Genomic DNA, 26,983 nt, shown 5'->3' on the forward strand with positions numbered 1-26,983 from the left:
TAAGCAAATTGGTATTAATTATCCGCAGTCCGGGTTACTCATTAAAAAAGGCCGAGTACGGCCTTTGCATGGGGGAAGAAGGCTCATCTTGAGCCTACTGCATGTTTCTTTATGGTTTGTACTGTGCGTCTAGTGTTAAACCTGAGAAGGTACGATAAGCATTAATGCTTAAGTGCCACGTACCAGCTTGTGGGTTGGTGATAACACACGTTTCAGTATTTCCACTTTCATATGGACGGCAGTCATAGCTTGTCGTGGTTGGGCGAGCGCCAAACTTAACAAACAAGTCAGCATCGCCTGAACCGCCAAACGTTTTTACAGTAAAATCGCTCATGCCTTCTGGTACTTCAATTGTGTAGTGTACCCATTGGCCGCTTGATGCTGATACATCTTCGATAGTACCACCACCGGCTTGCGGAGTGCCTGTGCTTGAACCTGAGGTAGTCGCGACTAAGCTAACACCTGAATAGGCTTGATAGCCGTTGATCATTACATGATAAGTTCCAGCTTGTGGGGCATCAAAACTACAGGTTTCTGCATTGCCACTTTCATAAGGGCGACAATCATAACTTGCTGTAGTTGGCTGACTTCCTAATTTCACATAGAGATCTGCATCACCTGTGCCACCGCTCATTGTGAAAGTCACATTAGTTTTGTCTGCTGGTACCTCGAAAGTGAAGTATTGGCTACTGCTTGCGCTTCCGCTCAATCCTGTTTTTGCTACACCATCTTCAAGCACATTGCTTGTTGGTGGTGTTACATCGCCACCTAGTGCTTCGTTAACTGCTGCTGCTGCATCCACAACACCGGTTCCACAGTTTGAGCAGCTACCAGCAAAGTTGCGCGTGGTATTTTTCAAGATTGCTTCTACTTCATCTGGAGTCGCAGAAGGCTTTGCTTGTTTGATCAGTGCGGCAACACCTGCAACGTGCGGCGCAGCCATTGAGGTACCTTGTGAGTAATGATAGCTGTCTGCAGAAGGTGCACCAGAGCCTGAGTTATGCGTAGATAAGATACCTTCAGGGTCGTTGGCAAAACTTTGCGCACCACCAGGTGCTGCGACATCAATGTTTGTACCATAGTTAGAGTAGTAAGCACGACCACCATCTCGGCCGACTGACGCTACGTTTACCACGCCGTTACAGTTACCAGGGTTATAGTTAGCTGAATTATCGTTGTCGTTACCTGCTGCAATGACAATCACAGTACCATTATTACGGGCTTGGTTGATTGCGTTTTGTGTTGTTGCACTACAAGCGCCACCACCACCTAGACTCATGTTAATCACGTCAGCTGGGTTTGCATTTGCTGGAATTCCAGACACTGAACCGCCAGAAGCCCAAATAATACCGTCAGCGATGTCTGAGGTTAAACCACCACATTTACCAAGCACACGAACAGGTACTACTTTTGCGTCGTAAGCAACACCGGCAACACCTTCGCCATTATTTGATACTGCAGCAACAGTCCCCGCTACGTGCGTGCCGTGCCAGCTTGAGTCTTGATCGGCACGAGGAACTGGCTGACCTGTAGAATCGGTACCACATTCACCACGTGTTACGGCATCACCTGGATCGCGAGCATCGTTGTCACGAGCACCGCCATCATTCGCAACAAACGTGTCTGAGATCATGTCATAGCCCGGCAAAATATTTGCGTCTAAGTCAAGGTGCGGTCGGTAACCTGTATCAAGCACCGCGACTACAACCCCTTGTCCTGTCGCTTTATCCCAAGCCGCTGGAGCATTGATCCCCGCAGCAGCTTCAAAATAATGCCATTGGTCGCTATAACGAGGGTCGTTAGGTGTTGCGAATGGTTTCAACATCTGATCGATTTCAATATATTCAACGTTGCCAGACGCCATAACTTCACTCATAAATACCTGTGCTTCTTTAGCTGATAGCTTTTTGTCTGCACGCATTACATGGTGGTTACTCAATGCCATAGGACGGACATAGTGAGCTTTGGCACTCGCTTTGTTACTTTTAAAACCTTTTACAAAGCTTTCTGCACGTTGTTGCATTTTTGTTGGTTGCAGATCCTCCGCTGCAAGTCCCATCATTTGTGAACTAGCATCTTTATATTTAATAATAAATTGAGTGCCAAGTGTGTTCTGAGATGAGAGCTTCTGTGCGGTAGCTGCAAGTGCTGTATCGTTTTGAATAGCTGGTGCTGCGGTAGCTGCTGATGCGCTAAATAGCGCAGCGACAGCAACGCTAAGTGTTGCGCGCTTAAAGTTTTTATTGATTGTCATAATGTTTCCCTAGTTTCTAACTTGTTGTTCAACTGTTAACAAAAAGCTGGTGGTTAGTGAAATTAAACGCCTATCTAAAAAAAAGAAAGCGCTGTTTTGTTATTTGCACTAATTATTTAGTTATATATAGATGGATAAATGGCTATAAAAAATTCTTAGCGTGTTGTTTTTAGTGCTTATTTTTCATTTTTATGTGAGTGTGAATAAATTTCAGTTACATTGTAAATGAGTGTAAACGGAAGGGTTGTTTTAACTAAATGTGCCTTATGAAGGGACTGAAATTGATTATTTTTAGTTTTAAAGTATGGTTTTTTTGGCAATATTAAGTCTCTTATTCGTAATCACAGCACTGCGATATGGACTTTTTTAGGTACATTATTAACATTGAACAAATTGCAACCAAGTGGTGCTCATCCATACTGTGCTTGTTGTGTGGATCTCGGTATAATTTGTTTTTGGTTAAACGTTTACTTTGTGCGTTAAGTGTTAGCAGTAAGTAGTGATACCATGTTGACTTAATATCTGCTCCAGTTAGGGGGGTTGTTTTGGCGCTACAACTGACTGCTAGAAAGGTATTAATTAAGAGAGCTGGTATAAGCTACAAGGTTTTAAAAATAGGGTTGAGTGAAGTTATGCAACAAACAGATGTAGTTGTGATCGGTGCTGGTGCTGCGGGGTTAATGTGCGCTGCGCAGGCTGGGTATCGAGGGCGACAAGTTGCTGTGGTTGATATGGGTAAGAAGCCAGGCCGCAAGATTCTGATAAGTGGCGGTGGCCGGTGTAATTTTACTAATGAGAATGCCTCTCCAGCCAATTATCTGTGTAAAAATCCACACTTTGTAAAATCATGTCTGAGTCGCTATACCCAACATGACTTTATTGAGCTGGTAGACCGTCATGGTCTTGCATATCATCATAAAGCACTTGGACAGTTGTTTTGCGATAACAGTGCACAAGACATCGTTGATATCCTGCTTACTGAGTGTGATTGGGCGGGCGTTTCACTCCATTTACGTCAAGAAGTCATTGCGGTTGAGCATCAAGCCGACGGCCGCTATGTAGTCAAAACCACAACACAAACCTTTAATTGTGAGTCGGTGGTGGTCGCAGCAGGTGGCTTAACAATGCCAAAACTGGGCGCAACTCCTATCGGCTATAAAATAGCGCAGCAATTTGGTCTAGCTGTGTTGCCCACTATGGCTGCTCTCGTACCTTTTACACTTCACGATCACGATAAAGCACGTTTTGATGGTCTCTCTGGGATCAGTATTGATAGCGTAGTGACCAGTGAAAGCGGTGTTCAGTTTAGAGAGAATATTCTCTTTACTCACAGAGGACTATCTGGCCCAGCAATTTTGCAGATCAGCTCATTTTGGCGTGCCGGAGAGTTTGTGAGTATTAACCTACTTCCTGATTTAGACGTCCAAGCACTGCTTCATGAGTGGCGTAGTGAACAAGGTCAAAAGCACTTAAAAAATCTGCTGTCGACCATCTTACCGAAGCGCTTTATAGAAGCGCTGATCAGCGATGGCAGCATTGTGGATAAAAATGCCAACCAACTCAGCCATACAGAAATTGAAACCTTAACTAGAATCCTAACCAGCTGGAAAATCAAACCAAATGGCACCGAAGGCTATCGCACAGCAGAGGTCACACTTGGTGGTGTCGATACTGACGAACTCAGCTCCAAAACCTTCGAAGCTAAAAAACAAAAGGGTCTGTACTTTATCGGCGAAGTCACCGATGTTACTGGTTGGCTCGGAGGATACAATTTTCAATATGCGTGGAGCTGTGGCTGGGCGTGTGGACAAGCGGTTTAATTGTTTTGAGCTAGGTAATCTACAGTGGTGAGGTGTCGGCCTTGTCGATAGCAAGGTTAATCGCGTTGTTATCGACAAGGTTTTGTTGCCTTAAATAGCACCAGTCATTGTGCAAATTGGCTAATACTTTTCTTTTAACTCACCAATCAAATTACTGTGCTAGTAAGTATTTGATTAAAGGTTATACTTTTCTTTGACCCTCAATAGGCTGCTTTCAAAGTGCTTTTTGTTTTTCTTTTTATTGATCATAAACTTTGTAAACCCAAATAGTTGACGGTGTAGAGGGTACCACTTATCAAAGTTTGCATGGAATTGGTCAATGACTTTTAATGGAAGTTTGTCCATCAGAGTATAAAAGTTATAGAGCAATTGAGTCATGGCAACAAATGGGAAGGCTTCTGCGTTAGCCTTTTTCAAGGCAACATGATCTATGCTCAATAGTGGCGTGTCTTTAATCTTGTCTTGAAAGAAAACATGTGGAAGAAAGTAGCCAGAGCTAAAAAGCAGAGGGTTATCACTGTTGTTAATTGAGATAACATTGCCGCATTGAGAGTGGTATTGCTCCGACTGCACGTCAGAGTTGAGGAGATACCCAGTACAATTAATGATCCAAGCGCCAGATTCAATAGGCTGTGTTTCGCCACTTCTAAAACACAATTGCGTTTCGTCACCATTGTCTTTTATGTCATCTAAGTAGTCTCTTACTATCGTTTTACAGCCTTGAGTAACAATATCCAGCTCACTTTGAGACAATAAACCAAGTAGAAATTGCTGGGCATCTTTGTGCGGTGAGAGGGCATATTTGGATTTTACAAATTGGGTGACTTCTGCCTCATTATCGCCGTTGAAGAGGGTTGCACACTGCGTCATCATATCTAGGCTAGTTGTCCCTTTCCAATATTTATCCAAACCCGGCGGAAACATGATGTCTCTATTTAGGAAGTAGGTTCCTTTACCGATAATAAGGTGAATGGCTAACTGTGGGTTTGCTTGTATTAAATAGTGGGCGGTATCCATTGCCGTCTTACCACCACCAACAATATAGATTGGTTTATTACTATCTTTAATGTGCTGTTGATTTTGTGGTATTTGTTCAGGCGTAATTGAATGTACTTTGTCACTAGAAAAGGCTAATACTTGGCTTGGCTCAATGCCAAATCCAACACTTTTTATTAATTTTTTAGTATGGATTTGTCGTGTTGTTTCTTTTGAGGCTAAGCGAACTTGTACGATGCCATCATCTTGTGAGTCATGACTAAGGTAGCTATGTTGCATTAAGGGAATAACAGTCAAATGCTGTTCTACTTCGCTTACACAGCGCTTAAAGTGGGCTAAGATTTCATGTCTGTCAGCTAAATAGGACTCGTGTCGATCTAAACCCCACTTCATATTACCTATCGTAAATTGTTTGTAGGGCTGATGTAACCTTACATAATCGTAGGTGTCATTCCACATACCGCCAATAGATTCTCGCTTATCTACGAGTGCCACAGTCGCGTTTTTTGGTAAGTACTGCTTAGCTGCATACAGTGCATTTAATCCTGCAAGCCCTGCGCCTACAATACAGAGATCCACATTTTCTATGTTGTCTACAATCATTTTAACTGCCTATCCTTTGATTGTGTAAATAATTGAATATTAAAGATTAGCTTTATGTAATTTTTTTTGTAACAGTGGGCTATTTGCTTTACTTTCCTTCTAGAACAAGTTGTTACTTGAAAACATATATTGTCACTGAGCGTGATGCTATGGGTGAAATAAAACACGACACCGAGCAAACTTAATTTAAGTACTAGGTACCGTGTTTTACCGAAAGCCAGGCTAAGCATGTGCTCATAGTGACTTATCAGAGTGGAACAATAAATTAAATTAGCCCGTTTATTGTTCCTCTCTTGATTGTACTAAGCTTGAGCTACCGCTTGTTCTTGTGGGTATGCCTCAGTCTCTTGTGCCTCACTACGATGATCACTTGCTAGTTTCTCATAAAGTAAGGGCAGTACGATAAGTGTAAAGAAAGTACCAATGAGCATGCCTGCAACCAAAATGATACCAATACTGTTACGGGCTTCAGCACCAGCACCAGTTACCAATACAAGAGGGAAGTGACCAAGTACAGTCGCGCCCGTTGTCATTAAGATTGGTCTTAGTCTTGTGGCTGCTGCGCCTTTTACAGCATCGTACTTAGACTTACCTTCAAGTTGTAAATGGTTGGCAAATTCAACGATTAAGATACCATTTTTAGCAATTAAACCAATCAAGGTGATCAACCCAATTTGACTATAAATATTCACTGTCGTCAGTGATAAAAACGGCAGCATAAGGGCGCCTGCCAATGCCAGTGGTGCACACCCTAGTAACACAACAAGTGGATCTCTAAAGCTATTGAACTGAATAGTTAATAAGAAGAACACAATCACCATCGCAAATAGCAAGACGCCAACCATAGTGTTACCTTCTTTTCTTAACTGTCTGGACTCACCAGCGTAATCAATAGAGTAGTGGCTTGGTAGTATTTCTTGCGCAATCTCTTCAACTAGGGTTAGCGCTTGCTCTTTAGTCACGTGAGGTAGGGTACCTGCTAAAATCCTAAACGCGCCTTGTTGGTTAAAGGAGCCAAGTACTCGAGGGCTGGTAAATGTGCGCAATGTAGCAAATGCAGAAACAGGAATTAGAACGCCTGTATCTGTGCTTACTTGCATATTTAAAATATTCTCAGGGTTGTATCTGTCTTTATCACCCACAATTGGGATCACGCGATAAGCTTTACCATCTTTATTAAAGTAGTTGGCAAAGTTATTAGACATATACACGCTAAGTTGCTCATTCACTGAGGATAAACTTAGCCCGAGGTCTGCGACTAACTCCCTATCAATCTCAAGTTCTGCCTGTGGTAAATCGATTTTCAGGTCGGTATTCATGAACATAAAACTGCCTGTCGCAGTCGCTCGTTGAATAATCTCATCCGCATACTTTTTCATGGTGATGGGGTCATCACTAGAACGGAAAACCACTTCAACATCAAATTGCCCAGCAGTTGGTAAAGACGCAGGTAAAATAGGGAACAGGGTTAACCCTGTGACGCTACTTAAGCGGCCGTACAAGTCAAAGAGCATATTGTGAACTGAGTTTTCTCGCTCACTAAAGGGCGCTAATGTCACACCACCAAAACCAGCAGAAGCGGTAATAACCTGCCAAGTAAATTCAGCACCTTCGGTTGCATTCATTACCGCAGCGGTATCGTTCATTTTATTTGAGGTATAAGCAAGAGAGGACTCAGGTGGGGCTTCCACCACAACCTGGATACTGCTTTGATCTTCGATAGGCGCAAGTTCTTTTTGCGATAACATATAAAATGGTACCGATAACAAAGAAAATATAATAGCGATGAAGAAGATTTGTGGACGCCATTTAAATAGCGTGTCTAGCGCATTAAAGTAGAACTTTTGAAGCTTGTCGAAGTAACTATTGACCTTTTGTGTTAACTTGCCTTCTTTACCTCCCTCTGGGTTTACGTATGCCGCCATAATTGGAGATAAGGTGATGGCAACTAAACCTGAGATGATCACAGCAATTGCCAGCGTGAAAGCAAATTCTCTAAATAAAAAGCCAGTTAATCCCGTTAAAAATCCAATGGGTGCGTATACTGCTGCTAAGGTCAGTGTCATCGCAATAACAGGCACAAGTAATTGACGTGAGCTAATAAGCGCAGCTTGAAATCTAGGTTTGCCCTCGCGCATATGACGGGCAACATTTTCCACCACCACAATGGCATCATCTACCACTAGGCCTACCGAAAGTACAATGGCCAAAATGGTAAGTAGGTTAAGGGAAAAGCCCATTGCAGAGATCACCGCTATGGCACCTAAAATAGAGATAGGGATAGTGATGAGTGGCACCATCGCGGTTCTGAATGAACCCATCATCGCCAATACCACAATACCAACAAGTAACACCGTCTCAGCCAGTGTGGTAAAGATCTCTTTGATAGAATCTCGCATGTACAGGGTGCCATCGTAACCAATTCTAAGGTTCATGCCGTCAGGTAAGATAGGGTTTATCTCATCAATCTTTTTATAAAGTGCATCACCAATGTCAATTTCATTGGCGCCAGGTAGTGCCCATAAGGCTAAAAAGACCGTATCATGATCATCAAGTCGTGCAGTCACTAGGCTGTCAGCTTCACCTAGCTCTACGGTGGCCAGATCTCCTAGTTTTAATTGTGCACCATCAACCTCTTTGACAATGAGGTTATTAAAGTCCGCGATTGAGCGCAAAGACGTATTCGCCATAACATCAATACGTTGTCTGTTGTTTTCGCTATATCCAATGGTTGCAATGGTATTATTGGCGCGTAGTGCACCAAATACATCACTGGCGCTAAGCCCGTAAATGGCTAGCTTTTCAGGATCAAGCCAAATACGCATCGCTGGATTTCGGCCACCTTCGAGGGTGATTTTTTGCACACCAGGAATATCTGACATTGAAGGCACAACATTTCTGATCAAATAATCGCTCACATTGTTACGCGATAGTCCTTGAGACTCTACATCTAGATAAAATACAGCATAGGGACTATCGGCACGCACGGTATGAATTGCAGGGTCTTCCGCACCACTTGGCAATTCAAACTTTATTTGGTTTAACCGTGTTGTGAGTTCAGCAAGGGCGTCAGGAGTGCTATGGTTTAACTCTAACCATGCCGTAACTCGACTGAGACCTGCCATTGTTACTGAATCAACATAGTCCACACCAGGAACCGTTGAAGCAACGCGTTCAATCGGTTCTGTCACATAACCTTTAACTACCTCAGCTGAGGCACCAGTGTAGACGGTATTTATTACTAACGACGCACTTTCTATTTTGGGGTACTGCTGTACAGAAATATCTCTAGCAGCGTTTAATCCTGCCAGAACAATAAGGAGTGAAAATACAATCGCAAGCACGGGGCGATTGACAAATATATCCATAATGGATGGTTTATTTTCATGTAAAGCACTCATTACTGCTCTCCATTATTGCCATCAATCGCAGCAACTTGGTCGGTGTAAACCAGTAAGTTCTCCTGTAGTTTAAATGCACCTTCAGCAGCAATAAACTCACCGCCGCTCAAACCTGTTAATACCAGCTGCTGGTCATGGATCTTATCGCCAAGTGTGACTTTGACAGGTTTTGCTCGCCAGTTTTGTGCGTCATCTTTTTCTAAGATATAAACAAACTCACCAAAATGGTTTCGAGTAATAGCATTGGTTGGTACTACCGCTGCGCTTACTTTTGCTACTGGCACGTTTACCATTACCATTTGGTTGTGGCTTAGTGCTTCGTGATAATTATTAAGCTCTGCACGATAGCGTTGTTGGCGGGAGGCGACGTCAACACTTGGGGTTTTCGCTAACACTCGTGCTGGTTGCTGCACTTGCGAGTGTGATACCGCGACCATTACCTCTTCACCCAGCTTTGGTTGTGGCAACGTTTGCGGCATGTTGAAATCAACCCAAATTTTGTCGTTAGTACCTACTAAAAACGTCACGGCATTGTTGGCATCAAGCAACTGACCAACTTGATATTGCTCCATACCGGTATAGCCAGTAAACGGTGCTCGGATGGTCTTTTTTTCGATAAGGGTGGTGAGTCGTTTTACATCAGCTTCATTGATAGCAACCTCAGCTTCCGCTTTGTCTACTTCATCGGGACTAATGCGTTTTTGTTCAAGTAACTTTGCAACACGTTGATAGGTTGACTTAGCAAGTTTTACTCGCGCTTTAGCTGCTTGTAGATTTGCTTCATCAATGCTGCTGTCGAGGCGCAGCAATACTTGATTGGCTTTTACTAAGTCACCAGGTTGAAAGCCAACGTATGTAATAAGTCCTGCATATTCATTGCTGACAGTTACGGTCTGTTTTGCATGAAGTTGGCCAACTACTTTTACCGTTTTAAGGTGTTCAGTTGTAGAGACATAGGTACTTTTAACCGATGCCGAGGGTTCAGGGAAGGATTCTCCAAAGGCAATAGCAGCTTGGATTTGCGTAAATTTAACAAATCCTAAACTGGTAATGACGATGAGAATAAGTACAAAGGCGATAAGCCAGCGTTTTATGTTCATTGTGATTTTCCTTAAGTTAACGAAGCTCGAGCGCTTGCAATTCTTTCTCTATACGATGTAGAGAGTCATGGGTTATTGGTGCTTGCCATGGATAACTATTTAGCAGCCTCACTGCGCTTCGAATGAGCGGATCATTGAGCGCAAGAGGTGCCAGCAAAGAGTCAGTACCTTCGACAATTTGGTTAGTTTGTTGCAAACGTAAAACCTGTTCATATCCCACGGTTAGTGCCCAACCGCTGATTATGATTTCTTCAATGACATCATGCAGATTTGGTATATTTTGTAGTTCTCCTGCCTCAATGCCATCAAGCAATGTTTGCTTGAAAACATTTTCACAGCCGCTACATGATTCAATAATTTTATTGGTCCAATATTCTGAAGCTCTTTTAATTACGGCTTTGTTAGTAGAGTAAGATTGCAGCTCGAAATCGAAGGAAAAACGCTTAATTTTTTGTGGAGAAACCAAACACACGGCGAGCATTCGCTCTGGCGTGCTTAATGGCAGCGATAAGATTTGTTTAAACACACTAGATACATGGGTAAATGACTCATAAGCCAATGCCATGATTAAGTCTTCTTTGGTTTGCACAAACTTATAAATAGAACCCATAGATAACCCTGCATGCAAAGAGACTTTAGCCATTGTAAAATCAGTGACTGACGTCTCATTGATGCACTGCTCTGCAGCACTTAAAATCATACGTTGCTGAGTTTCGTTATCATACTTTGGTGCTGGTGCCATGCTTTCTCCTGTAATAATTGAACCTAATTCGAATGGTATTCGAATGCGCTTCAATTATACGGTTGGTTTTTAAAAGTGCAATAAGTAAACAGGGCATTGTTTGCTGGCAGAAAAGATTTAAAGAGATAGGATGGGTTAGAATGAAGGTTTTGTACGGCGCTCTGCTAAGAGAACGCCACGCTAATTATTTAGTGATTTAAAATCCAGCTTTTAACGGGCTTTACCCACTCGTCTCTTGGGAGGTAAAAAGCACCGTGTTCCTCACCAGTTGAAATAGAAAATTCTGTAAAGCTTTTGAGGCTTTCGGAGCGTGCTTTCACAAAGTCGCAAGAGCCCACTTGATCTGAGGTTTCGTACACGGATAACACCTTGCCGAAGAGCTGGATCTCGCTTTTACTTTTGATAAGCCCAGCGCAGCCCGCGAGTACCACGTAGTGAATGGCATCATTTTTTAATGTATCACTTGCCATTATTGTTAACGCTCCGCCGCGAGAAAACCCCACGAGCGTAATGTTGCTGGCGCTGACGCCCGCATCGAGTAATTTGTGAACCTTGCTTATTAGGGCCTTTGTGTAGGTTTCTGGTGCAACACCTTTAGGTCGATGCTCAGCAATTAGTGTATAGGCATCGTCACTTAATGCTTGTTTGATGGCTGGAAAGTCATATTTACCCCAGCGCTTATGAATAGGCGTTTCATTATCACCTTCAACGATGTAGCCATGAGAATAAAAAACGTATTTGGCAGATGGATTAATCTGCTCTGGTACATCTGAGTAAATTGCTTTTGCCGAGGCGATTGACGCCGCGCAAGCAGCAAATGAGGTGCATGCAGCACGTAGTAAACGATTCATTTTTGAGTTTTTTTAGTTGATGTAGAGAGATGGTAACCAAGCTTTGATAAAAGAAGCAAGCGTAGCGCGATGGGTTATTTTGCATGAAGGAGTTGTGAGCACGAACTCACCAATTTGTAGGAGCGAGTTTAGCTCGCGATTTCTTGACTGCTCGCCGCGTAAAGTGGCTCCTACCAAAGTGCTCACCTATGGGAGCAAATTATCCGTGTAGGAGCGAGTTTACCTCGCGATCTTTATACCATCTAAAGCTTAAAGCTTACGCCATGGCCAGTTCACTCTTATCGCCCATCCAGCGCCAGATAATCGAGTCAACAATATCGCTGTGGTTTTTAAGCACGGTAAAAGCGAGGCTTCTCACTTGCGGTAATAAATGTTTATCACGACTAAGGTCGGCAATTTTTAGCTCAGCCAATCCAGTTTGTTTTGTGCCTAGCACTTCACCCGGGCCGCGGATCTCAAGGTCGCGCTCAGCGATGACAAAACCGTCGTTACTTTCTCTAAGCACCCCTAAACGCTTTTGCGCGGTGACCGACAATGGCGCATGGTAAAGCAGTAAACAATGTGATGCGATTTGTCCGCGACCAACACGGCCGCGCAACTGATGCAGTTGTGCCAGACCCAAGCGTTCAGGGTTTTCAATGATAATAAGGCTAGCGTTGGGTACATCCACACCTACTTCAATTACGGTAGTGGCAACCAGCACATGAGTATGACCCTGTTTAAATTCGTCCATAATGGCCTGCTTTTCTTGGGCTTTCATACGGCCATGCACCAGCGCGATATTAAGCTCTGGCAAGGCTTCGGCAAGTGCTTTGGCGGTGTCTTCCGCTGCTTGGCATTGTAACGCCTCCGACTCATCTATCAGGGTGCATACCCAGTACACTTGACGTTTGTCGTCAACGCAGGCTTTTTGTACTTTTTTGATCACTTCATTGCGTCTGGTATCGGGTACGGCGACGGTCGTGATTGGTGTTCTGCCCGGTGGTAACTCATCGATAATTGAGGTTTCAAGGTCGGCGTAGGCCGTCATTGCCAAGGTTCTCGGGATAGGGGTGGCAGTCATCACCAGCTGATGTGGATAACAATCGCCAAACTTACCCTTTTCTCTCAGCGCTAAGCGCTGGTGCACACCAAAGCGATGTTGTTCGTCGATAATGATAAGCGCAAGGTTAGAAAACTGTACTTGCTCCTGGAACAGTGCATGAGTGCCGACTATCATCTGAGCTTGCCCCGAAGCAATTCGCTCAAGCGCATGAGTGCGTTCCTTGCCTTTGGTTTTACCACCCAGCCATACGGTTTCTATACCCATAGGTTCAAACCAATTAAGGAAGTTGATGCCGTGTTGCTCGGAGAGGATCTCAGTGGGTGCCATCAGTGCTACTTGGTAACCCCGTGCGATGGCTGTTAACGCGCTGAGTGCGGCCACAAGGGTTTTTCCTGAGCCAACATCCCCTTGCACCAATCGCATCATGGGGTAGGGATGTTGTAAGTCGCTTTTGATCTCAGCTACTACTCGACTTTGGGCATTGGTGGGGGCAAATGGTAAGGCCGATAAAAACTGTGCTTCAAGTGGATTGGTAGGCGGTAGTGCAACTGCTTTCACCGCTTGACCTTTTTGCCTAAGCTTAAGCAAACTGAGGTTTTGTGCTAATAACTCTTCAAATGCTAAGCGTGCTTGAGCGGGGTGTTGCCCGAGTTCTAATTGGGTTAAATCGACTTCCTGTGGCGGGCGGTGCAGTAATAGCAGCGCCTCTTTTAAGCTTTGCTGCGATGGCCGATACTGAGCTGGTAAATAGTCTGGTACATCATATTTGCGCAGTAACTCAACGGCTTGATCGGCAATCGCCCGAATGCTCAATTGCTTCAGCCCTTCGGTTGTCGGATAAACAGGTGTGAGTGTCGCAAGGCTTGGGTCGCAAGGTGCAGAGCGGGTTTCTTTGATGCTGTATTCTGGGTGAGCCATTTCAAAACCATGGCGGCCACGGCGAACCTCACCAAAACAGCGGATTATTTTGCCTGCTTGCATGGCGTTTTTTTGCGCCGCGTTAAAATTGAAAAAACGCAGCGCGATCCGCCCCGTTCCATCATTAACATAACATACCAGCATGCGGCGCTTGCCGTGTGTGATTTCACTGCGCTCAATCTCGGCTTCAATGCTGACATGGCTATGCGCTTGTAACTCGCAGATAGGATAGGTGCGCGCACGGTCTTCGTAGCGTAGTGGAAGGTGAAATAGCATGTCTTGTACCGACTGAATGCCTAGTTTGGCCAAGCGTTCGGCTGCTTTTGGGCCTACGCCTTTTAGCTCGGTGACGGGGTAAGTGGCCAAATTTGGTGTCGACATGCTATTCCTCTAGCGCGATCCGCGTTATCTATTTTTTCTGCTTAAACTTAAGAATGTCCCAAAAGGTGTCGTCAGCAACAATTTCACCGTGCTCATCAAGCGCAGGGTAAGGTAACCCTTTTTCTCTACAGCGAGTGGCAATAATTGGATGACATCCTTCAAATAGTAACTTATGTTTTACCACAGGATCCATCATATCTGTACGTTTGTACAGTCCAGCTACATCTCTTTGGCGCTGCGCCTCGTATAAAATAAGTGCTGCGGCAACGGATACATTCAGGGATTGCACCATACCTTGCATTGGGATCACGATATGCTGATCTGCATGCTCAAGTGCGCGGTCTGAGATCCCAAGACGCTCTTGACCGACAATAATGGCGGTGGGTTTGGTGTAATCAATTTCACGAAAATCAACGGCGCTATCACTAAGGTTGGTTGCTAATAATTGTACACCCGGGTTTTGTTCACGAATTGTCGCAACAGCCTGGTCGATATGCTCATGCATATGGGTTTCTACCCAATTTTTGCTGCCACCAGAGGTATTATTAGTTAACCGTCTTTGATCTTGTGGCCATACCGCATGTACATGGTGACAACCAACCGCATCTGCGGTACGCACAATCGCTGACAGGTTGTGGTGCTTATGTACTTCATCTAAACACACTGTGAGGTCGGTTTGGCGTCTATCTAATACGCTTTTTACACGATGGTATCTATTCTCAGCCATCTACTTACTACTCTAAATCAACAAATTCCCGCGATTATAACAAAAAAGGGGCTAAGGCATAACGGTGCGCTGAATCGGGTTTTGCAGTGAGATCAGCGTTTCGGTTGACTGGATAGACTCAATAGTTTGCACTTTATTGATAAGTACATCTTGTAGGTGGTCGATGGAGCGCGCCATCACTTTGATAAAAATACTGTAGTTACCTGTGGTGTAATAGGCTTCAACAACCTCTTCGAATTCTTTAAGACGTGCAATGGCCCCCGGATAGTCCCCGGCATGTTTTAGGTTTATTCCGATAAAACAGCAGACATCATAACCAAGCCGTTTAGCATTAATGCTAACTTGAGTCCCTTCAATGATCCCCGCTTGCTTCATTTTTTCGACCCGAACATGGATGGTACCGGCGCTAACGGCAAATCTCTTTGCTAATTCCGCGTAGGGTGTCCGCGCATTTTCCTTTAATGCGTGAAGGATGGATTTATCTAGATTGTCGATCTCATAATTTTCCATGTAAATATCCATTGGTAATTATCGTCTATTTAAAACTTATAGCATATTTTTGATGAAAATAATTATGTAAAGGTGTTTTTGTTATGGGTTATTGATGTTTTTGTTGGTTTCTTTAAATATAGACTTAACAAAACGACAAATTCGGGAATGAGGACCTAACCATGTTGAGCAAGTATCAAGAGACACAAAAACAGATAGCACGAGTAAAGCAAGTATTTTCAGCACAGCTAACAGAGCAATTGGGCCTAGTTGAAGTACAAGCCCCAATTTTGGCGCGCTTAGGCGATGGTATTCAAGACAACCTAAGTGGCCATGAGCAGGCGGTACAGGTTAAAGTGAAAACGCTACCGGACGCGCAGTTTGAGGTAGTACATTCACTTGCTAAGTGGAAACGTAAAACACTAGGCGATTATGGTTTTGCTAAAGGCGAAGGCCTCTATACGCACATGAAAGCGCTACGCCCAGACGAAGACAAGCTATCGCCAATCCATTCTGTTTATGTTGACCAATGGGATTGGGAAAAAGTGATTTGCGAAAACAGTGAGCGTTCGCTGGCAAAACTAAAAGAAACAGTTGAAACCCTTTATCGCTCAATTAAAGCGACGGAAAAAGTGGTCGAGGATGAGTTTGGCATTACCGCATTCCTCCCTGAGAAAATTACGTTTGTACAGAGTGAAGCATTACGTACTATGTACCCAGATTTCACAGCCAAGCAACGTGAAAAAGCGATTGCTCAAGAATATGGCGCGGTATTCCTAATTGGTATTGGTGGCGAGCTTGGTGATGGTAAAATTCACGATGTTCGTGCGCCGGATTATGACGATTGGTCAACGCCAACATGCGACAAATACCAAGGGCTGAATGGCGATATCTTGGTGTGGAACCCAGTATTAGAAGACGCTTTTGAAATCTCATCAATGGGTATTCGTGTTTGTCCTGATTCGCTTGCAAGACAGCTGAAATTAACCGATGACGAAGCGCGCTTGAGTTTAGATTGGCACCAACAGCTGGTTGCAGGGGAATTACCACAAACTATAGGCGGTGGGATTGGCCAGTCGCGTTTAGTGATGTTGCTGTTACAAAAGCAGCACATTGGTCAGGTACAAGTAGGGGTATGGCCTGAAGAAGTGCGCAGCAGCGTGGCTGATTTGTTGTAAAAAAATCGCGAGGTAAACTCGCTCCTACACGAGAGTTTTGCTCCTGTAGGTAAGCACCTTGGTAGGAGCTGCTTTACGCGGCGAGCAGTTAACAGAACGCGAGGTAAACTCGCTTCTACATGAGAGTTTTATTTCTGTGGATGCACGCTTTAGTAGGAGCTGCTTTACGCGGCGAGCAGTTAACAGATCGCGAGGTAAACTCGCTCCCACATGAGGGTTTTTCTCCTGTAGGTAAGCACCTTGGTAGGAGCCGCTTTACGCGGCGAGCAGTTAAGAGATCGCGCGGTAAACTCGCTCCTAAACGAGGGTTTTACTTCTGTGGATACAAGCCTTAGTAGGAGCTGCTTCACGTGGCGAGCAGTTAAGAGAACGTGGGGTAAACTCGCTTCTATACGAGAGCTTTATTTCTGTTGATGCACACCTTGGTTGGAGTCAATTAAGGTGATTTTTCGTTAGTGTATTCTTATACGTTACTCGGTATAATGTCCGCTTTTAGCACTGCGGCAGACTTGAGTAAAGCAACATTACTCGGCCGGTATTTATTGTTGAGAACGACTATGACATCACCTACACGCGGTAATCTGTTTATCCTTTCTGCACCTTCTGGTGCGGGTAAATCAAGTTTAATTAAAGCGCTATTGGAAAAGCACAACGACATTAAAGTCTCGGTGTCTCATACCACGCGCGCGCCTCGTCCAGGCGAAGAAAATGGTGTTCATTATCACTTTGTTTCTGTAGATGAGTTTAAGCAGTTGATCGACAAAGGCGACTTTTTCGAGTGGGCACAAGTATTTGAAAACTACTATGGTACTTCGAAGCAAGCGATCGAAGAGCAACTTGCTGCGGGTGTCGATGTATTTTTGGATATCGATTGGCAAGGTGCGCGCCAAGTGCGTGAATTAATGCCGGAAGTAAAAACAATTTTTATTCTCCCTCCGTCAACCGCTGAATTAGAGAGTCGTTTAAATAGCCGAGGCCAAGACTCGCAAGAAGTCATTGCAGGTCGTATGGCAGAAGCGAAATCAGAAAGTTCACATTACAATGAGTTTGACTATATTTTGGTCAATGATGACTTTGAGCAAACACGCAGTGAACTTGAAAGTATAGTGATTTCAGCACGGTTAGAACAAAAAGCACAAGCTGTACGTCATCAAGCGCTGATCGCTGACTTGCTAAAATAATTACTTTTTAACCTGAGGTTTGGATAAGGAATGGCTAACTTATTGTATTTAAAATCGGCCTAATTTATATCCTTGTTTAGCCAGAGAGTTTTAGGGGGAGCGAGGCGAATTTACGTACCAATAGCGGGCTATTGGAAGTGAATTCAACGCAGTTAGCGCTAAAACTGGCTGCTAGCAAGACATTAATTATCCACAGCTCAGGTTTTTTAACCATCAATACTTGGCGAAAGGCTAGACATACAGTAAACTAGCCTTTTGCATAATGAACTGAATTTGGAGTGCTTCGATGGCTCGCGTAACTGTAGAAGATGCAGTAGATAAAATTGGTAACCGCTTTGACTTGATTTTAGTAGCAGCGCGTCGCGCTCGCCAAATTTCTGTAGGCGGTAAAGATCCTATGGTTGATGCTGAAAACGACAAGCCAACCGTAATCGCGCTACGTGAAATTGAGCAAGGTTTTGTAACCACAGACTCACTAGATATTATTGACCGTGAAGAGCAGCAGAGCCAAGAAGCTGCAGAGCTTGCAGCTGTTGCTGCAATCGTTGGTGGCAACCGCTAATCCAACCACTGTCTAAATTTCAATAATGCCAGCTTTTGCTGGCATTATTGTTTTGAGAACCAGCAAAATACATCCGTGTCATGTCCTTAACTTCCTAACAAGTCGCATAAATTGTTCATTGGCATTGCTGGTTTTTCATCGTATATTCTTAAGTAATTAGCTTGTAACCCGCTTTATACTCGCCGAGTATATTCTCTGAAACATTGGAGTGTGAATGTATCTGTTTGAAGGCCTCAAAAAGAAAATTTCAGAATATTTGTCACCAGAAGACGTTGAGTTGGTGCAAAAAGCCTATGTTGTGGCTCGTGAGGCACACGAGGGACAGACGCGCTCCAGTGGTGAGCCTTATATTACCCACCCAGTGGAAGTCACCCAGATCTTAGCGAGTATGAAGCTTGACCATGAAACACTCATGGCTGCGCTGATGCACGATGTTATTGAAGATACAGACTTTAGCCAAGACGACTTAGCCGAAATATTTGGTGATACTGTCGCTGAGCTGGTGGAAGGGGTGTCAAAGCTCGACAAACTGAGTTTCAAAGATAAAAAAGAGTTCCAAGCCGAAAACTACCGCAAAATGATCATGGCGATGACCCAAGATATTCGAGTCATCTTGATTAAGCTTGCCGATAGAACACACAATATGCGAACGCTTGGGGCACTGCGTCCTGATAAGCGCCGTCGAATTGCTCGTGAAACGTTGGAGATTTACGCCCCAATTGCAAACCGCCTAGGTATTCATGATATTAAAAACGAGTTAGAAGACTTAGGGTTTCAGGCGTTATATCCAATGCGTTATCGTGCGCTACGATCAGAGGTCGCAAAAGCACGTGGCAATCGTAAAGAAGTGATCAGTAATATTCAAACTGAAATCGAATCTAGGTTAGAAGAAGCTGGGATCCAAGGCTCAGTTAAAGGTCGTGAAAAGCACTTATATAGTATTTACCGCAAAATGCTGAATAAAGAGCTGATGTTTAACGAGGTGATGGACATTTATGCGTTTAGGATCAACGTTGATAACCTTGATACTTGCTACCGTGTGCTAGGTGTTGCACATAATCTATATAAACCAATTGAAACGCGCTTTAAGGATTATATTGCCGTACCAAAAACCAACGGTTATCAATCACTGCATACATCATTAGTTGGCCCTCATGGTATTCCAGTTGAAATCCAAATTCGTACACATGATATGGATCACATGGCAGACAAAGGGGTTGCAGCGCATTGGATGTATAAAAAATCTGGTGATAACGCTGGCCACACTGCACAGCAGCGCGCGCGTCAGTGGATGCAAAGCTTGCTGGAATTACAGCAAAGTGCCGGTTCCTCTTTTGAGTTTGTTGAAAACGTTAAAACCGAATTATTCCCTGAAGAAATTTACGTCTTTACGCCAGATGGCCGCATTGTGGAGCTGCCTATGGGGGCAACGGCGGTAGACTTTGCTTATGCCGTGCATACTGATGTCGGTAATACCTGTGTTGGTGCGCGTGTAAACCGCAAGCCGTACCCACTAAGCAAAGCGCTGGACACCGGGCAAACAGTAGAAGTGATAACTAGTTCAGGCGCACATCCAAATGCAACATGGCTTAATTTTGTAGTAACGGGTAAGGCACGCCTTGGGATCCGTAACTACCTCAAGAGCCAGCAAGAAGAAGAAGCTATTTTATTAGGTCGTCGCTTGCTTGATTCAGCCCTCGGTGAGCACAAGCTGGATGATATTCCACAAGAACAAATTGATAATGTACTGGAAGAACACAAGCTCAACACCTTACTAGAATTATTGGTTGAAATTGGCTGCGGTAATATCATGAGTGTATTGATAGCAAAGCGCTTATTGCAAGATGATAATGCTGTAGAAGATATTGCAAAACGCGCGAAAGCCGCGATAATCGGTACTGAAGGTATGTTGGTGACTTATGCTAAATGTTGTCGCCCTGTGCCAGGAGATGCCATTACAGCCTACGTAAGCCAAGGTAAAGGGCTAATGGTGCACCGTCAAGAATGTAAAAATATTAAAGGTTGGCAAAACGAGCGCTCAAAGTACTTCGTGGTGAAATGGGAGGACAACCCAGAGAAAGAGTATATCGCCGCGCTTCGCGTTGAGATAATCAATCACCAAGGTGCGTTAGCTAAGTTAACCAATGTGGTCGCAACAACACAAGCAAACATTGTTGAGATCGCAACAGATGAAAAAGAAAGTAATTTATACGTGATTGATTTAGGTATTACCGTGAAAAACCGAGTTCATGTTGCAGATATCATGCGTCGAATTCGAGTAATGCCAGATGTGCAACGCGTGTATCGTAAAAAATAAAGGAACATCCATGAACAAAGCGATTATTTCAACAGATAAAGCGCCAGCAGCAATTGGCACTTACAACCAAGCGGTTAAAGTGGGCACTGCTGTTTATTTATCGGGTCAGATCCCATTGGTCCCTGAAACGATGGAATTTATTTCTGACGATTTTGCAGAGCAAACACACCAAGTATTTAAAAATTTAACCGCAGTGTGTGAAGAGGCCGGTGGTGAGCTTCAAGATATGGTTAAGGTGAATATCTTCCTGACAGACTTAAGTAATTTTGCAACAGTCAATGAGATTATGGCGCAATATTTCAGAAAGCCATATCCAGCACGTGCAGCCATTGGTGTAAAAGAATTACCAAAGGGTGCACAGGTAGAAATTGACGGCATTATGGAGTTGCCATCAACGAACTAAGCGTAGTGCTTCTGTAAGCTGTATACTCGTTTGCCCCCGTAACTAGTACGGGGGCAAATTATTTGTGCAGCGAGAATAAATTACACAGCGCGACAGAGTGGGCTGCACCTACTGGATGCTACCCCTATTTAATACAGAGTATTAAGTCAAATTGGTATTAGCACATATTGGTTGGACAATCGCAATGTAACGTATTTGGCTCTGGAACACAGGCTAGCGCCTTTGACGGGCACTCTAGTGTTGCAGCATCGGTATCACAGTTTAAGTTACGGCTACAGTGATAAGAACAACCGCCGCCAATCTCACGAGTGTTATGATAATCCAGTATTCGCGGAGTCCCTGATAATGACTTTAGTTGCTTCTTGTTCAGTTTTAAATCCATCGTTTATTCCTTCAATTGAGTTAAGATAAAAGCAGCATAGAGGACTATGACTTATGCTGCGGCTCGGATTTTTTAGGCGTTAAGTCTTCTTCACTTTCATTAATTGGTGCAGGACGAAAACGTTCAACGTAAACGGTTGCCAAGAGCACAGTTACAACTGCAGCGAGCAAGATAGCTTTAGCATATGGGTAGCTTTGATATATCCAATTCCAGCTCCAATATGGCTTAGCTGTCTCTTCTGCAACACCGAAAATGTAGTCCATATTACGAATTAAGTTTTCAATAAAGGCGCTAACATCCACTATTATGAAAAGGAAAAATACACCGACAAGGAGAATATCAGCATGGGTCATATAGACATACTCCTTTTTTTGGGGTTGAAAGCGCTCTACTAAAAATAAGGAGATTTTTACCCTATGTTTTACTGTGTAAAAAGACATTAAGTCAAAGACAAGATGTATGGAAAAAATATACGCATTAGCTTTATATGCAGGAAATTTTGCCGTGTAAGGTGCCATAAAAAAGGCCGTAATAATTTCTAAAACAATTAAAATAGATAAAAGAGTTGATAGATGAATAATATTCAGCTGGTTTTTTACACTTAATGCTATTAATAGCACGCTAATAAGCATCGGAAGATAGACTTCCTGATTTAGGATAGTAAGTATATATGCTAAAACAGATGCTACGAGAATTAAAAGCAGCAAAAAGCTAAATGACTTATTCATTTACTCGCCTTTTGATAATAGAGTATTATAGATTGCAGAACGTGTAACGCTATTACTAGTTCCTCTTGGATCGTCCTTTAATAAACCACCACTGCCACCTTTCACCCTACTGAGCAGAAAAAAGGGTAGCGATAAGTTATTTTGTATTGTCTTTGAATGGGCTTTATTTTTAGTCATCATTGTTTTCCTTATAGGCTTTGCAGTGGTTAAAATTGACAATACTGTACTCTGAAAATCACCTACTGAGAATCAACCGTAAAGCTAAGTACTTTTCTTATTTGGGTCATGATTGCATTTCCTCGTTGGCTTTTCATTTATTTTTTAATTGATAAAGCGCCAAATTTCTTATATTACTTCACTCTTTTGCGGCTTTAGCCATTTTCTTTTGACCTTGGGTCTGGAAGTGAGCCACCATGGCTACCTCCCTTTATACGTTGAATTTCAGAGATATTTAAGTTTTTAAAAATAACCTTTTTAGATTTTTTAACTAACATATCTATATCCTTTTATGGGTTTTGCAGTAGTTAAAGTTGTTAATACCTTACTCTGGAAAACACTCATTGAGAACAACTTGTAAGATCAAAATTGGTCTACTTACTTATTTTTACGATTGTTTTTATTAGTAAAATGACAAGTTGCCTAAAACATTACTCAATTTCACATGCAGTAACTTTCTGAATTAGGCTTTATATTTTCTATTTTGAATCATTCGCCTGTTTTCCTGTGCAGCCACTCCTAACCTGGCTCGCGCTTATAGTGCCAATAAGTTGTATACTATTTATCTTTTTCAGTGGTTTAGATTACTAATGCTGTGCTCTTAAAATCACTTGTAAACTAAAGGAAGCCCTTGTTCAGCTGTTTTCTTTCCTATAGTCCAGACCCAACTATACCAGCTATTCTAGTACTAATTCGGTTAGGTCTAGATGTTGTATTTTTGTAAGGTAAAGGTTATCTTTGGGTTGTTCAGAAGTTTCGTAGTATCGCCCCCTCTGGGTTTAGTTCAGTCTCGATCGCCTTGCTCACTTTTGTAATCTTGGGATCTATTTTTAATAAACCGTCACTACCCCCGATTACTGTATTTAACTGGTGAATATCGAGCACTTGGAGCTGTGTCGCTCTTTGAGTACGTATGACTAACTTAGGATCTTTCACTGCTCCTCCATGACTTCCTCCAGTTATCTTATTGACTTCATAAGAGCATAGCTTTCTGAAGTTTAATTTTTTGGGTACTGTACCTTGTATTAATGATTTCATTTATTTAATCCTTTTGTATCTCAAATCAACTGATAATATTCTACTTACTCTTCCACTTTCTTTGCAGTAGGAGAAGTCGGGCTTTTGCGTCTTAGCTGAGAGTCACTAATTAAGTTCCTTAAAGCTTGAAACTGTTTGATTATGGGAGAAAGGTCAATATCACAATACCTACACCAAACTTGAAAGTGATCCCATGGTATTCGACTCACACCATTTTCATAGTTTTCGTAGGTTTGGCGGCTAATACCTACAAGATCAGCCATTTGCTGCGTGGTTTTTTGGGCTGCAAGACGCATTCTTCTGAGGTCGTCACCGTTATATTTAAAATAGGGATTGCCCACCAATATAGTCCTTTCTTGTATGGGGGAGTATGCTCAATGCCACCCAAGTTACTTTTATGTATAATCTTTGTTAACTGCAAATTGTAATCAATAAAAATGTTTCTGCAAGAGGAAATTAATTTGTGAGCAGATCTATTGGTTTTCATTTAGTTAATATAAAAATTGATTCGACAAGATTTTTTTGCAAGGCCTTTGATACTGTTTTATGACGTTAATAATAGTGTAACAACAGAGGATGATATGGACTATCTACGTCAATATAACGACCTGAATATTCTTTATGTGGCACTGAAAAAAGCAAGCCACAATGACCCGAAAACATCAGACACCACCGCGAAGTGGTTTTCACTGGTGGAAAGTACGTTATTTGAATTACAAGAATTGGCACACATGGAAAAAGCGTATATGCAGAAATCACGCTCAATGAATAATCTAGTTGAGCTGGTATATGCCAGTGCACCGAGTACGGAATAGCGCGATAAAGCACCGTTTGCAGTGGTAAGAGTGCCAATCAAGCTAGAGTATCGGTTGGCACTCTTTTTTATTGTTTATAGCTTTGCTACAACTCAAATGGTGCGACGCCTTTGGCTTCCATCATATAGCCGGTTTGCGCTATGTCGCCTTTCCATGTTGAAACTTTAATAATGCCACTGACTGTGATTGCATCATACAAGCTTTCAATGGGAACACCGTTTTTAATTTTGACATGCACAATTTGATTGGGCGGTGGCGGTGGCACATGAATACAAGCGCCAAAGTAAGGTACGAGTAAAAACTCGGTGATCACTTCGCTGTCACCTTCAAGTGGTACCACAAAGCCTGGTAAGCTTACTAGTTGACCGTCCAACTCTTTAACGACAGGGGCGTCTAAATCGGGTTGGATCCAGTTTTGTTCAGCGCCTTCATGGCTTGCCGCATCTTGATTACTAATTTGTACATGCCCTTTTGGAATTAAGTCTTCCCAAAACAGTTCTTTCGGTGGAGCTGCCTTTGCGGCACCACTGAGTATCATCGCTGTGATACATGCAATAAAATAAAAAACGTGAGTACGTGCGTTTAACTGCATTTTTTTCCTCTTAGGTTTTAATTTGCATGCCATCGGCAAGCGAGTAAAAGTAAGCGCGGGCGGCGGGAATAGCGCCAATCAGTGTACCTGCGCCTATAATAACGCTAAGTAACGTGAGTTCATAGGCTGAGAGTGGGCTGAAACTGAGCACTACCCCAAATTGGCTTTGCAGAGCCGATTGTGCAGCAATGAGCAGAGCGTAGAAAAGTGCAACACCAAAAATACAACCTAACACAGTAATTAAAATTGCTTCGCTGACAAGCAGGGTAAAAATATGCCAAGGTCGCGCCCCAACGGAGCGCAGAATAGCCAACTCCCGACGCCTTTGGTTTAAGGTGGCCAATAGGGAGGTCAACATACCAAGTAAGCTTATCAATACAACTGCGAGCGTGATAAGTAGCAAAATTTTCTCGACAATATCTAGCATTGCCCATAATTCTCTTAATGTTACCCCTGGCATGATAGCGAGTAGAGGTTCATCTTTATATAAATTAATATTTCTGCGCACTTGTAAGGTATAAAGAGGTGACTCAAAGCCCAGTAAAAATGCCGTAATTTGTTTGGTTGAACCAATTAAATCACCAGGTGTTGAATTGAGGTTGTGCAGTAAGGCGCTATTGTTTGTACTACCATGCTCATGCTCATGCTCATGCTCATGCTCATGCTCGTGCTCATCGTCGTGGTTTGCGGTGTGCTGTGGTCGTGAAATCTGGCGCGATGTTTTGCTGTGTCCTGTGCTGTGCATCTTTTCTATTGCACTGAGTGGCACATGTAGTGTTTTATCTACCGGTGTGCCAGTTGCAGCCAAAATACCAGAAATAACCAGCGGGTTGTCATCGTGGTGATGGAAACTGGTGTTGCCCATCCCATGAGAAATAACAATTTTTTGTCCCAGCTTGTATCCTAGTTGCTTAGCAACTGTTGCCCCAAGCACCACTTCTTGAGGATTATGAAATGCGCGGCCAGCTTTAAAGGTAAGGTGCTGTTTTTTGCCGTATTGATAATGTTTGAAGTAATTGTCATCTGTGCCTAGTACAGCAAAGCCTTTGTGGCTGTCACCTAAGCTTATCGGAATGCTCCAAGCGACGCCACGTTGCGCCTTTATATATTCGTAGCTTTGCCATTGTACGGCATTGTTGGCATGGCCAATTCTAAATACGCTTGAAAGGAGCAATTGAATGTCACCAGTACGTGCACCTACAATTAAGTCGGTACCCGAAATTGTATTTGCAAAGCTAGACTTTGCGTCTTGGCGAACACGCTCTACTGCAAGCAGTAACATCACACTAATGGCAATGGTGACCAGAGTGAGGGCGACACTGGCCTTCCTATTTAGTGTACTTTTCCATGCAAGCTTAACTAGCATACTGAGCTCCTTGATTTAATTCACTCAGACTGAGCTGCCTATTAAATAAGGGAGCTAAACTCTTATCGTGGCTAACAAAGAGGATAGATGCGCTGTAAACGGCAGCTTGATTAAAGAGCAATTTGATAAAGCCATCACGGCTATCGGCATCGAGTGCCGAGGTTGGCTCATCAGCAATAATTATCTCGGGTCTACCGATAAAGGCGCGGGCTGCAGCTACTCGCTGTTGCTGGCCAATACTCAGCTCTGCGACACTGCGCTGTTGGGTATGTTCGTCAATCCCAAGCTCAGTGAGTAAAAGTTTGGCTTCTTGTTCAAGGGTTTTGCTTTGCGATGTGATACTTTGCTTACGCTTTTTGGAAAACTCACAGCCAAGGGTGACGTTCTCAATAGGAGATAAATAAGGCAATAAATTGAAGCTTTGAAAAATAGTACCAATATGGTCAGCTCTGAACTTATCACGTTGACTACGGCTAAGTGTGCTGGCTTTGGTGCCTGCTATCTCAATCATGCCTTGTTGGCAATCTAAAGTACCTGCAATCAAGCCAAGTAACGTGGATTTACCACTGCCACTTGGGCCATGTAAAAACACGTGTTCTCCTCGGGCGATATTAAGCATAGGTATATTTAATACCGGCTTGCTCGCTGTAGGCCAAGTAAACTGTAAGTGTGTAATAGTGAGCATAATGTCTCTGTACTGGCAAACAATTGTGTGATGGTATAACAGTCGCCTGCAAAGCAAAACCCCGTTAAGCCCAACAACAAGGATGCAAGTTATACCAATTAAACTTAATACTTACTCAATTTGAAGGAGTAAACCTGACGCTAACAGCGTTAAAAATTTCTTATTTAGAACAACTAAATAGAAAAATTTTTGC

The 26,983-nt window shown here is 43.1% G+C and carries 24 protein-coding genes; 7 read left to right on the top strand and 17 right to left on the bottom strand.

The features are described 5' to 3' along the window. Positions 1–109: 109 nt before the first annotated feature. Positions 110–2,254 (bottom strand): S8 family peptidase, encoded by a 2,145-nt coding sequence (locus D9603_RS06505; protein ID WP_128730708.1) that lies wholly within the window; start codon positions 2,252–2,254, stop codon positions 110–112. Positions 2,255–2,886: 632 nt separating this feature from the next. Between D9603_RS06505 and D9603_RS06510 the strand changes: the two genes are divergently transcribed. After that, complete coding sequence (locus tag D9603_RS06510) at positions 2,887–4,074, top strand: NAD(P)/FAD-dependent oxidoreductase (RefSeq protein ID WP_128730709.1); 1,188 nt, start codon at positions 2,887–2,889, stop codon at positions 4,072–4,074. 174 nt (positions 4,075–4,248) lie between these two features. Here D9603_RS06510 and D9603_RS06515 read toward each other — a convergent pair whose 3' ends face one another. The 8 genes from D9603_RS06515 to asnC all read right to left on the bottom strand — a co-directional run bounded on the left by D9603_RS06515 (position 4,249) and on the right by asnC (position 15,348). Next, on the bottom strand, positions 4,249–5,673 hold the full coding sequence (locus D9603_RS06515) for an FAD-dependent oxidoreductase (protein WP_128730710.1): 1,425 nt from the start codon (positions 5,671–5,673) through the stop codon (positions 4,249–4,251). Positions 5,674–5,975: 302 nt separating this feature from the next. Then, positions 5,976–9,074, bottom strand: coding sequence for an efflux RND transporter permease subunit (locus D9603_RS06520; RefSeq protein WP_128730711.1), 3,099 nt, complete (start codon positions 9,072–9,074; stop codon positions 5,976–5,978). Then, the gene (locus tag D9603_RS06525) at positions 9,074–10,174 is read right to left on the bottom strand and encodes an efflux RND transporter periplasmic adaptor subunit (RefSeq protein ID WP_128730712.1); all 1,101 of its coding nucleotides are present in this window, start codon (positions 10,172–10,174) and stop codon (positions 9,074–9,076) included. The genes D9603_RS06520 and D9603_RS06525 overlap by 1 nt, the downstream gene beginning before the upstream one ends. A 16-nt stretch (positions 10,175–10,190) precedes the next feature. Next, on the bottom strand, positions 10,191–10,916 hold the full coding sequence (locus D9603_RS06530; protein WP_128730713.1) for a TetR/AcrR family transcriptional regulator: 726 nt from the start codon (positions 10,914–10,916) through the stop codon (positions 10,191–10,193). 188 nt (positions 10,917–11,104) lie between these two features. Then, positions 11,105–11,767, bottom strand: a complete 663-nt coding sequence (locus D9603_RS06535) for an alpha/beta hydrolase (protein ID WP_128730714.1) — start codon at positions 11,765–11,767, stop codon at positions 11,105–11,107. A 256-nt stretch (positions 11,768–12,023) separates the two neighbouring features. Then, on the bottom strand, positions 12,024–14,111 hold the full coding sequence (gene recG / locus D9603_RS06540; RefSeq protein WP_128730715.1) for an ATP-dependent DNA helicase RecG: 2,088 nt from the start codon (positions 14,109–14,111) through the stop codon (positions 12,024–12,026). Positions 14,112–14,139: 28 nt separating this feature from the next. Next, positions 14,140–14,838 carry a tRNA (guanosine(18)-2'-O)-methyltransferase TrmH gene (trmH, locus tag D9603_RS06545; RefSeq protein ID WP_125253758.1) on the bottom strand — a complete coding sequence of 233 codons (699 nt, stop codon included), beginning with the start codon at positions 14,836–14,838 and terminating at the stop codon, positions 14,140–14,142. 51 nt (positions 14,839–14,889) lie between these two features. After that, entirely contained in the window at positions 14,890–15,348 is a 459-nt protein-coding gene (gene asnC, locus D9603_RS06550; protein ID WP_125253759.1) for a transcriptional regulator AsnC, read from the bottom strand. Between the two features lie 161 nt (positions 15,349–15,509). Between asnC and asnA the strand changes: the two genes are divergently transcribed. The 5 genes from asnA to D9603_RS06575 all read left to right on the top strand — a co-directional run bounded on the left by asnA (position 15,510) and on the right by D9603_RS06575 (position 20,968). Then, the gene (gene asnA, locus D9603_RS06555; RefSeq protein ID WP_128730716.1) at positions 15,510–16,505 is read left to right on the top strand and encodes an aspartate--ammonia ligase; all 996 of its coding nucleotides are present in this window, start codon (positions 15,510–15,512) and stop codon (positions 16,503–16,505) included. A gap of 557 nt (positions 16,506–17,062) precedes the next feature. Beyond that, positions 17,063–17,686 (top strand): guanylate kinase, encoded by a 624-nt coding sequence (gene gmk / locus D9603_RS06560; RefSeq protein ID WP_128730717.1) that lies wholly within the window; start codon positions 17,063–17,065, stop codon positions 17,684–17,686. Between the two features lie 286 nt (positions 17,687–17,972). Beyond that, positions 17,973–18,248, top strand: coding sequence for a DNA-directed RNA polymerase subunit omega (rpoZ, locus tag D9603_RS06565; protein ID WP_125253761.1), 276 nt, complete (start codon positions 17,973–17,975; stop codon positions 18,246–18,248). Positions 18,249–18,462: 214 nt separating this feature from the next. Beyond that, positions 18,463–20,565, top strand: a complete 2,103-nt coding sequence (spoT, locus tag D9603_RS06570) for a bifunctional GTP diphosphokinase/guanosine-3',5'-bis pyrophosphate 3'-pyrophosphohydrolase (protein WP_128730718.1) — start codon at positions 18,463–18,465, stop codon at positions 20,563–20,565. Positions 20,566–20,575: 10 nt separating this feature from the next. Next, entirely contained in the window at positions 20,576–20,968 is a 393-nt protein-coding gene (locus D9603_RS06575) for a RidA family protein (RefSeq protein ID WP_125253763.1), read from the top strand. Positions 20,969–21,125: 157 nt separating this feature from the next. Here the strand turns inward: D9603_RS06575 and D9603_RS06580 are convergent, their stop codons facing one another. The 5 genes from D9603_RS06580 to D9603_RS06595 all read right to left on the bottom strand — a co-directional run bounded on the left by D9603_RS06580 (position 21,126) and on the right by D9603_RS06595 (position 23,673). Beyond that, positions 21,126–21,350: a hypothetical protein gene (locus D9603_RS06580; RefSeq protein ID WP_128730719.1), complete on the bottom strand. Its 225-nt coding sequence runs from the start codon at positions 21,348–21,350 to the stop codon at positions 21,126–21,128. Between the two features lie 44 nt (positions 21,351–21,394). After that, complete coding sequence (locus tag D9603_RS06585; protein ID WP_128730720.1) at positions 21,395–22,078, bottom strand: hypothetical protein; 684 nt, start codon at positions 22,076–22,078, stop codon at positions 21,395–21,397. Between the two features lie 371 nt (positions 22,079–22,449). Further along, positions 22,450–22,572: a hypothetical protein gene (locus tag D9603_RS22285; protein ID WP_277750218.1), complete on the bottom strand. Its 123-nt coding sequence runs from the start codon at positions 22,570–22,572 to the stop codon at positions 22,450–22,452. Positions 22,573–23,041: 469 nt separating this feature from the next. Beyond that, entirely contained in the window at positions 23,042–23,230 is a 189-nt protein-coding gene (locus D9603_RS06590) for a hypothetical protein (RefSeq protein WP_128730721.1), read from the bottom strand. Between the two features lie 146 nt (positions 23,231–23,376). Further along, a complete protein-coding gene (locus D9603_RS06595; RefSeq protein ID WP_241651613.1) occupies positions 23,377–23,673 on the bottom strand; it encodes a helix-turn-helix transcriptional regulator in 297 nt (98 codons plus the stop codon). Between the two features lie 240 nt (positions 23,674–23,913). Between D9603_RS06595 and D9603_RS06600 the strand changes: the two genes are divergently transcribed. Beyond that, a complete protein-coding gene (locus tag D9603_RS06600; protein WP_125253768.1) occupies positions 23,914–24,147 on the top strand; it encodes a hypothetical protein in 234 nt (77 codons plus the stop codon). Between the two features lie 85 nt (positions 24,148–24,232). Here the strand turns inward: D9603_RS06600 and D9603_RS06605 are convergent, their stop codons facing one another. Genes D9603_RS06605 through D9603_RS06615 form a run of 3 tightly spaced genes read right to left on the bottom strand, consistent with a single transcriptional unit; the run spans position 24,233 to position 26,790 of the window. Then, the gene (locus tag D9603_RS06605; RefSeq protein WP_128730722.1) at positions 24,233–24,739 is read right to left on the bottom strand and encodes a DUF3299 domain-containing protein; all 507 of its coding nucleotides are present in this window, start codon (positions 24,737–24,739) and stop codon (positions 24,233–24,235) included. A 10-nt stretch (positions 24,740–24,749) separates the two neighbouring features. Further along, complete coding sequence (locus D9603_RS06610; RefSeq protein ID WP_128730723.1) at positions 24,750–26,105, bottom strand: ABC transporter permease; 1,356 nt, start codon at positions 26,103–26,105, stop codon at positions 24,750–24,752. Then, the gene (locus D9603_RS06615; protein WP_128730724.1) at positions 26,095–26,790 is read right to left on the bottom strand and encodes an ABC transporter ATP-binding protein; all 696 of its coding nucleotides are present in this window, start codon (positions 26,788–26,790) and stop codon (positions 26,095–26,097) included. The genes D9603_RS06610 and D9603_RS06615 overlap by 11 nt, the downstream gene beginning before the upstream one ends. Positions 26,791–26,983 lie beyond the last annotated feature (193 nt).

It is taken from the genome of Pseudoalteromonas sp. PS5, assembly GCF_004103255.1.
Lineage (GTDB): Bacteria > Pseudomonadota > Gammaproteobacteria > Enterobacterales > Alteromonadaceae > Pseudoalteromonas > Pseudoalteromonas peptidolytica.

What these genes read in the sequence shown, in the direction of transcription:
- rpoZ (WP_125253761.1), top strand. Translation starts at nt 17,973, where the DNA reads ATGGCTCGCGTAACTGTAGAAGATGCAGTAGATAAAATTGGTAACCGC.
- D9603_RS06610 (WP_128730723.1), bottom strand. Translation starts at nt 26,105, where the DNA reads ATGCTAGTTAAGCTTGCATGGAAAAGTACACTAAATAGGAAGGCCAGT.
- spoT (WP_128730718.1), top strand. Translation starts at nt 18,463, where the DNA reads ATGTATCTGTTTGAAGGCCTCAAAAAGAAAATTTCAGAATATTTGTCA.
- D9603_RS06520 (WP_128730711.1), bottom strand. Translation starts at nt 9,074, where the DNA reads ATGAGTGCTTTACATGAAAATAAACCATCCATTATGGATATATTTGTC.
- trmH (WP_125253758.1), bottom strand. Translation starts at nt 14,838, where the DNA reads ATGGCTGAGAATAGATACCATCGTGTAAAAAGCGTATTAGATAGACGC.
- asnA (WP_128730716.1), top strand. Translation starts at nt 15,510, where the DNA reads ATGTTGAGCAAGTATCAAGAGACACAAAAACAGATAGCACGAGTAAAG.
- D9603_RS06530 (WP_128730713.1), bottom strand. Translation starts at nt 10,916, where the DNA reads ATGGCACCAGCACCAAAGTATGATAACGAAACTCAGCAACGTATGATT.
- D9603_RS06580 (WP_128730719.1), bottom strand. Translation starts at nt 21,350, where the DNA reads ATGGATTTAAAACTGAACAAGAAGCAACTAAAGTCATTATCAGGGACT.
- D9603_RS06615 (WP_128730724.1), bottom strand. Translation starts at nt 26,790, where the DNA reads ATGCTCACTATTACACACTTACAGTTTACTTGGCCTACAGCGAGCAAG.
- gmk (WP_128730717.1), top strand. Translation starts at nt 17,063, where the DNA reads ATGACATCACCTACACGCGGTAATCTGTTTATCCTTTCTGCACCTTCT.
- D9603_RS06535 (WP_128730714.1), bottom strand. Translation starts at nt 11,767, where the DNA reads ATGAATCGTTTACTACGTGCTGCATGCACCTCATTTGCTGCTTGCGCG.
- asnC (WP_125253759.1), bottom strand. Translation starts at nt 15,348, where the DNA reads ATGGAAAATTATGAGATCGACAATCTAGATAAATCCATCCTTCACGCA.
- recG (WP_128730715.1), bottom strand. Translation starts at nt 14,111, where the DNA reads ATGTCGACACCAAATTTGGCCACTTACCCCGTCACCGAGCTAAAAGGC.
- D9603_RS06505 (WP_128730708.1), bottom strand. Translation starts at nt 2,254, where the DNA reads ATGACAATCAATAAAAACTTTAAGCGCGCAACACTTAGCGTTGCTGTC.
- D9603_RS06510 (WP_128730709.1), top strand. Translation starts at nt 2,887, where the DNA reads ATGCAACAAACAGATGTAGTTGTGATCGGTGCTGGTGCTGCGGGGTTA.
- D9603_RS22285 (WP_277750218.1), bottom strand. Translation starts at nt 22,572, where the DNA reads ATGTTAGTTAAAAAATCTAAAAAGGTTATTTTTAAAAACTTAAATATC.
- D9603_RS06585 (WP_128730720.1), bottom strand. Translation starts at nt 22,078, where the DNA reads ATGAATAAGTCATTTAGCTTTTTGCTGCTTTTAATTCTCGTAGCATCT.
- D9603_RS06600 (WP_125253768.1), top strand. Translation starts at nt 23,914, where the DNA reads ATGGACTATCTACGTCAATATAACGACCTGAATATTCTTTATGTGGCA.
- D9603_RS06525 (WP_128730712.1), bottom strand. Translation starts at nt 10,174, where the DNA reads ATGAACATAAAACGCTGGCTTATCGCCTTTGTACTTATTCTCATCGTC.
- D9603_RS06575 (WP_125253763.1), top strand. Translation starts at nt 20,576, where the DNA reads ATGAACAAAGCGATTATTTCAACAGATAAAGCGCCAGCAGCAATTGGC.
- D9603_RS06515 (WP_128730710.1), bottom strand. Translation starts at nt 5,673, where the DNA reads ATGATTGTAGACAACATAGAAAATGTGGATCTCTGTATTGTAGGCGCA.
- D9603_RS06605 (WP_128730722.1), bottom strand. Translation starts at nt 24,739, where the DNA reads ATGCAGTTAAACGCACGTACTCACGTTTTTTATTTTATTGCATGTATC.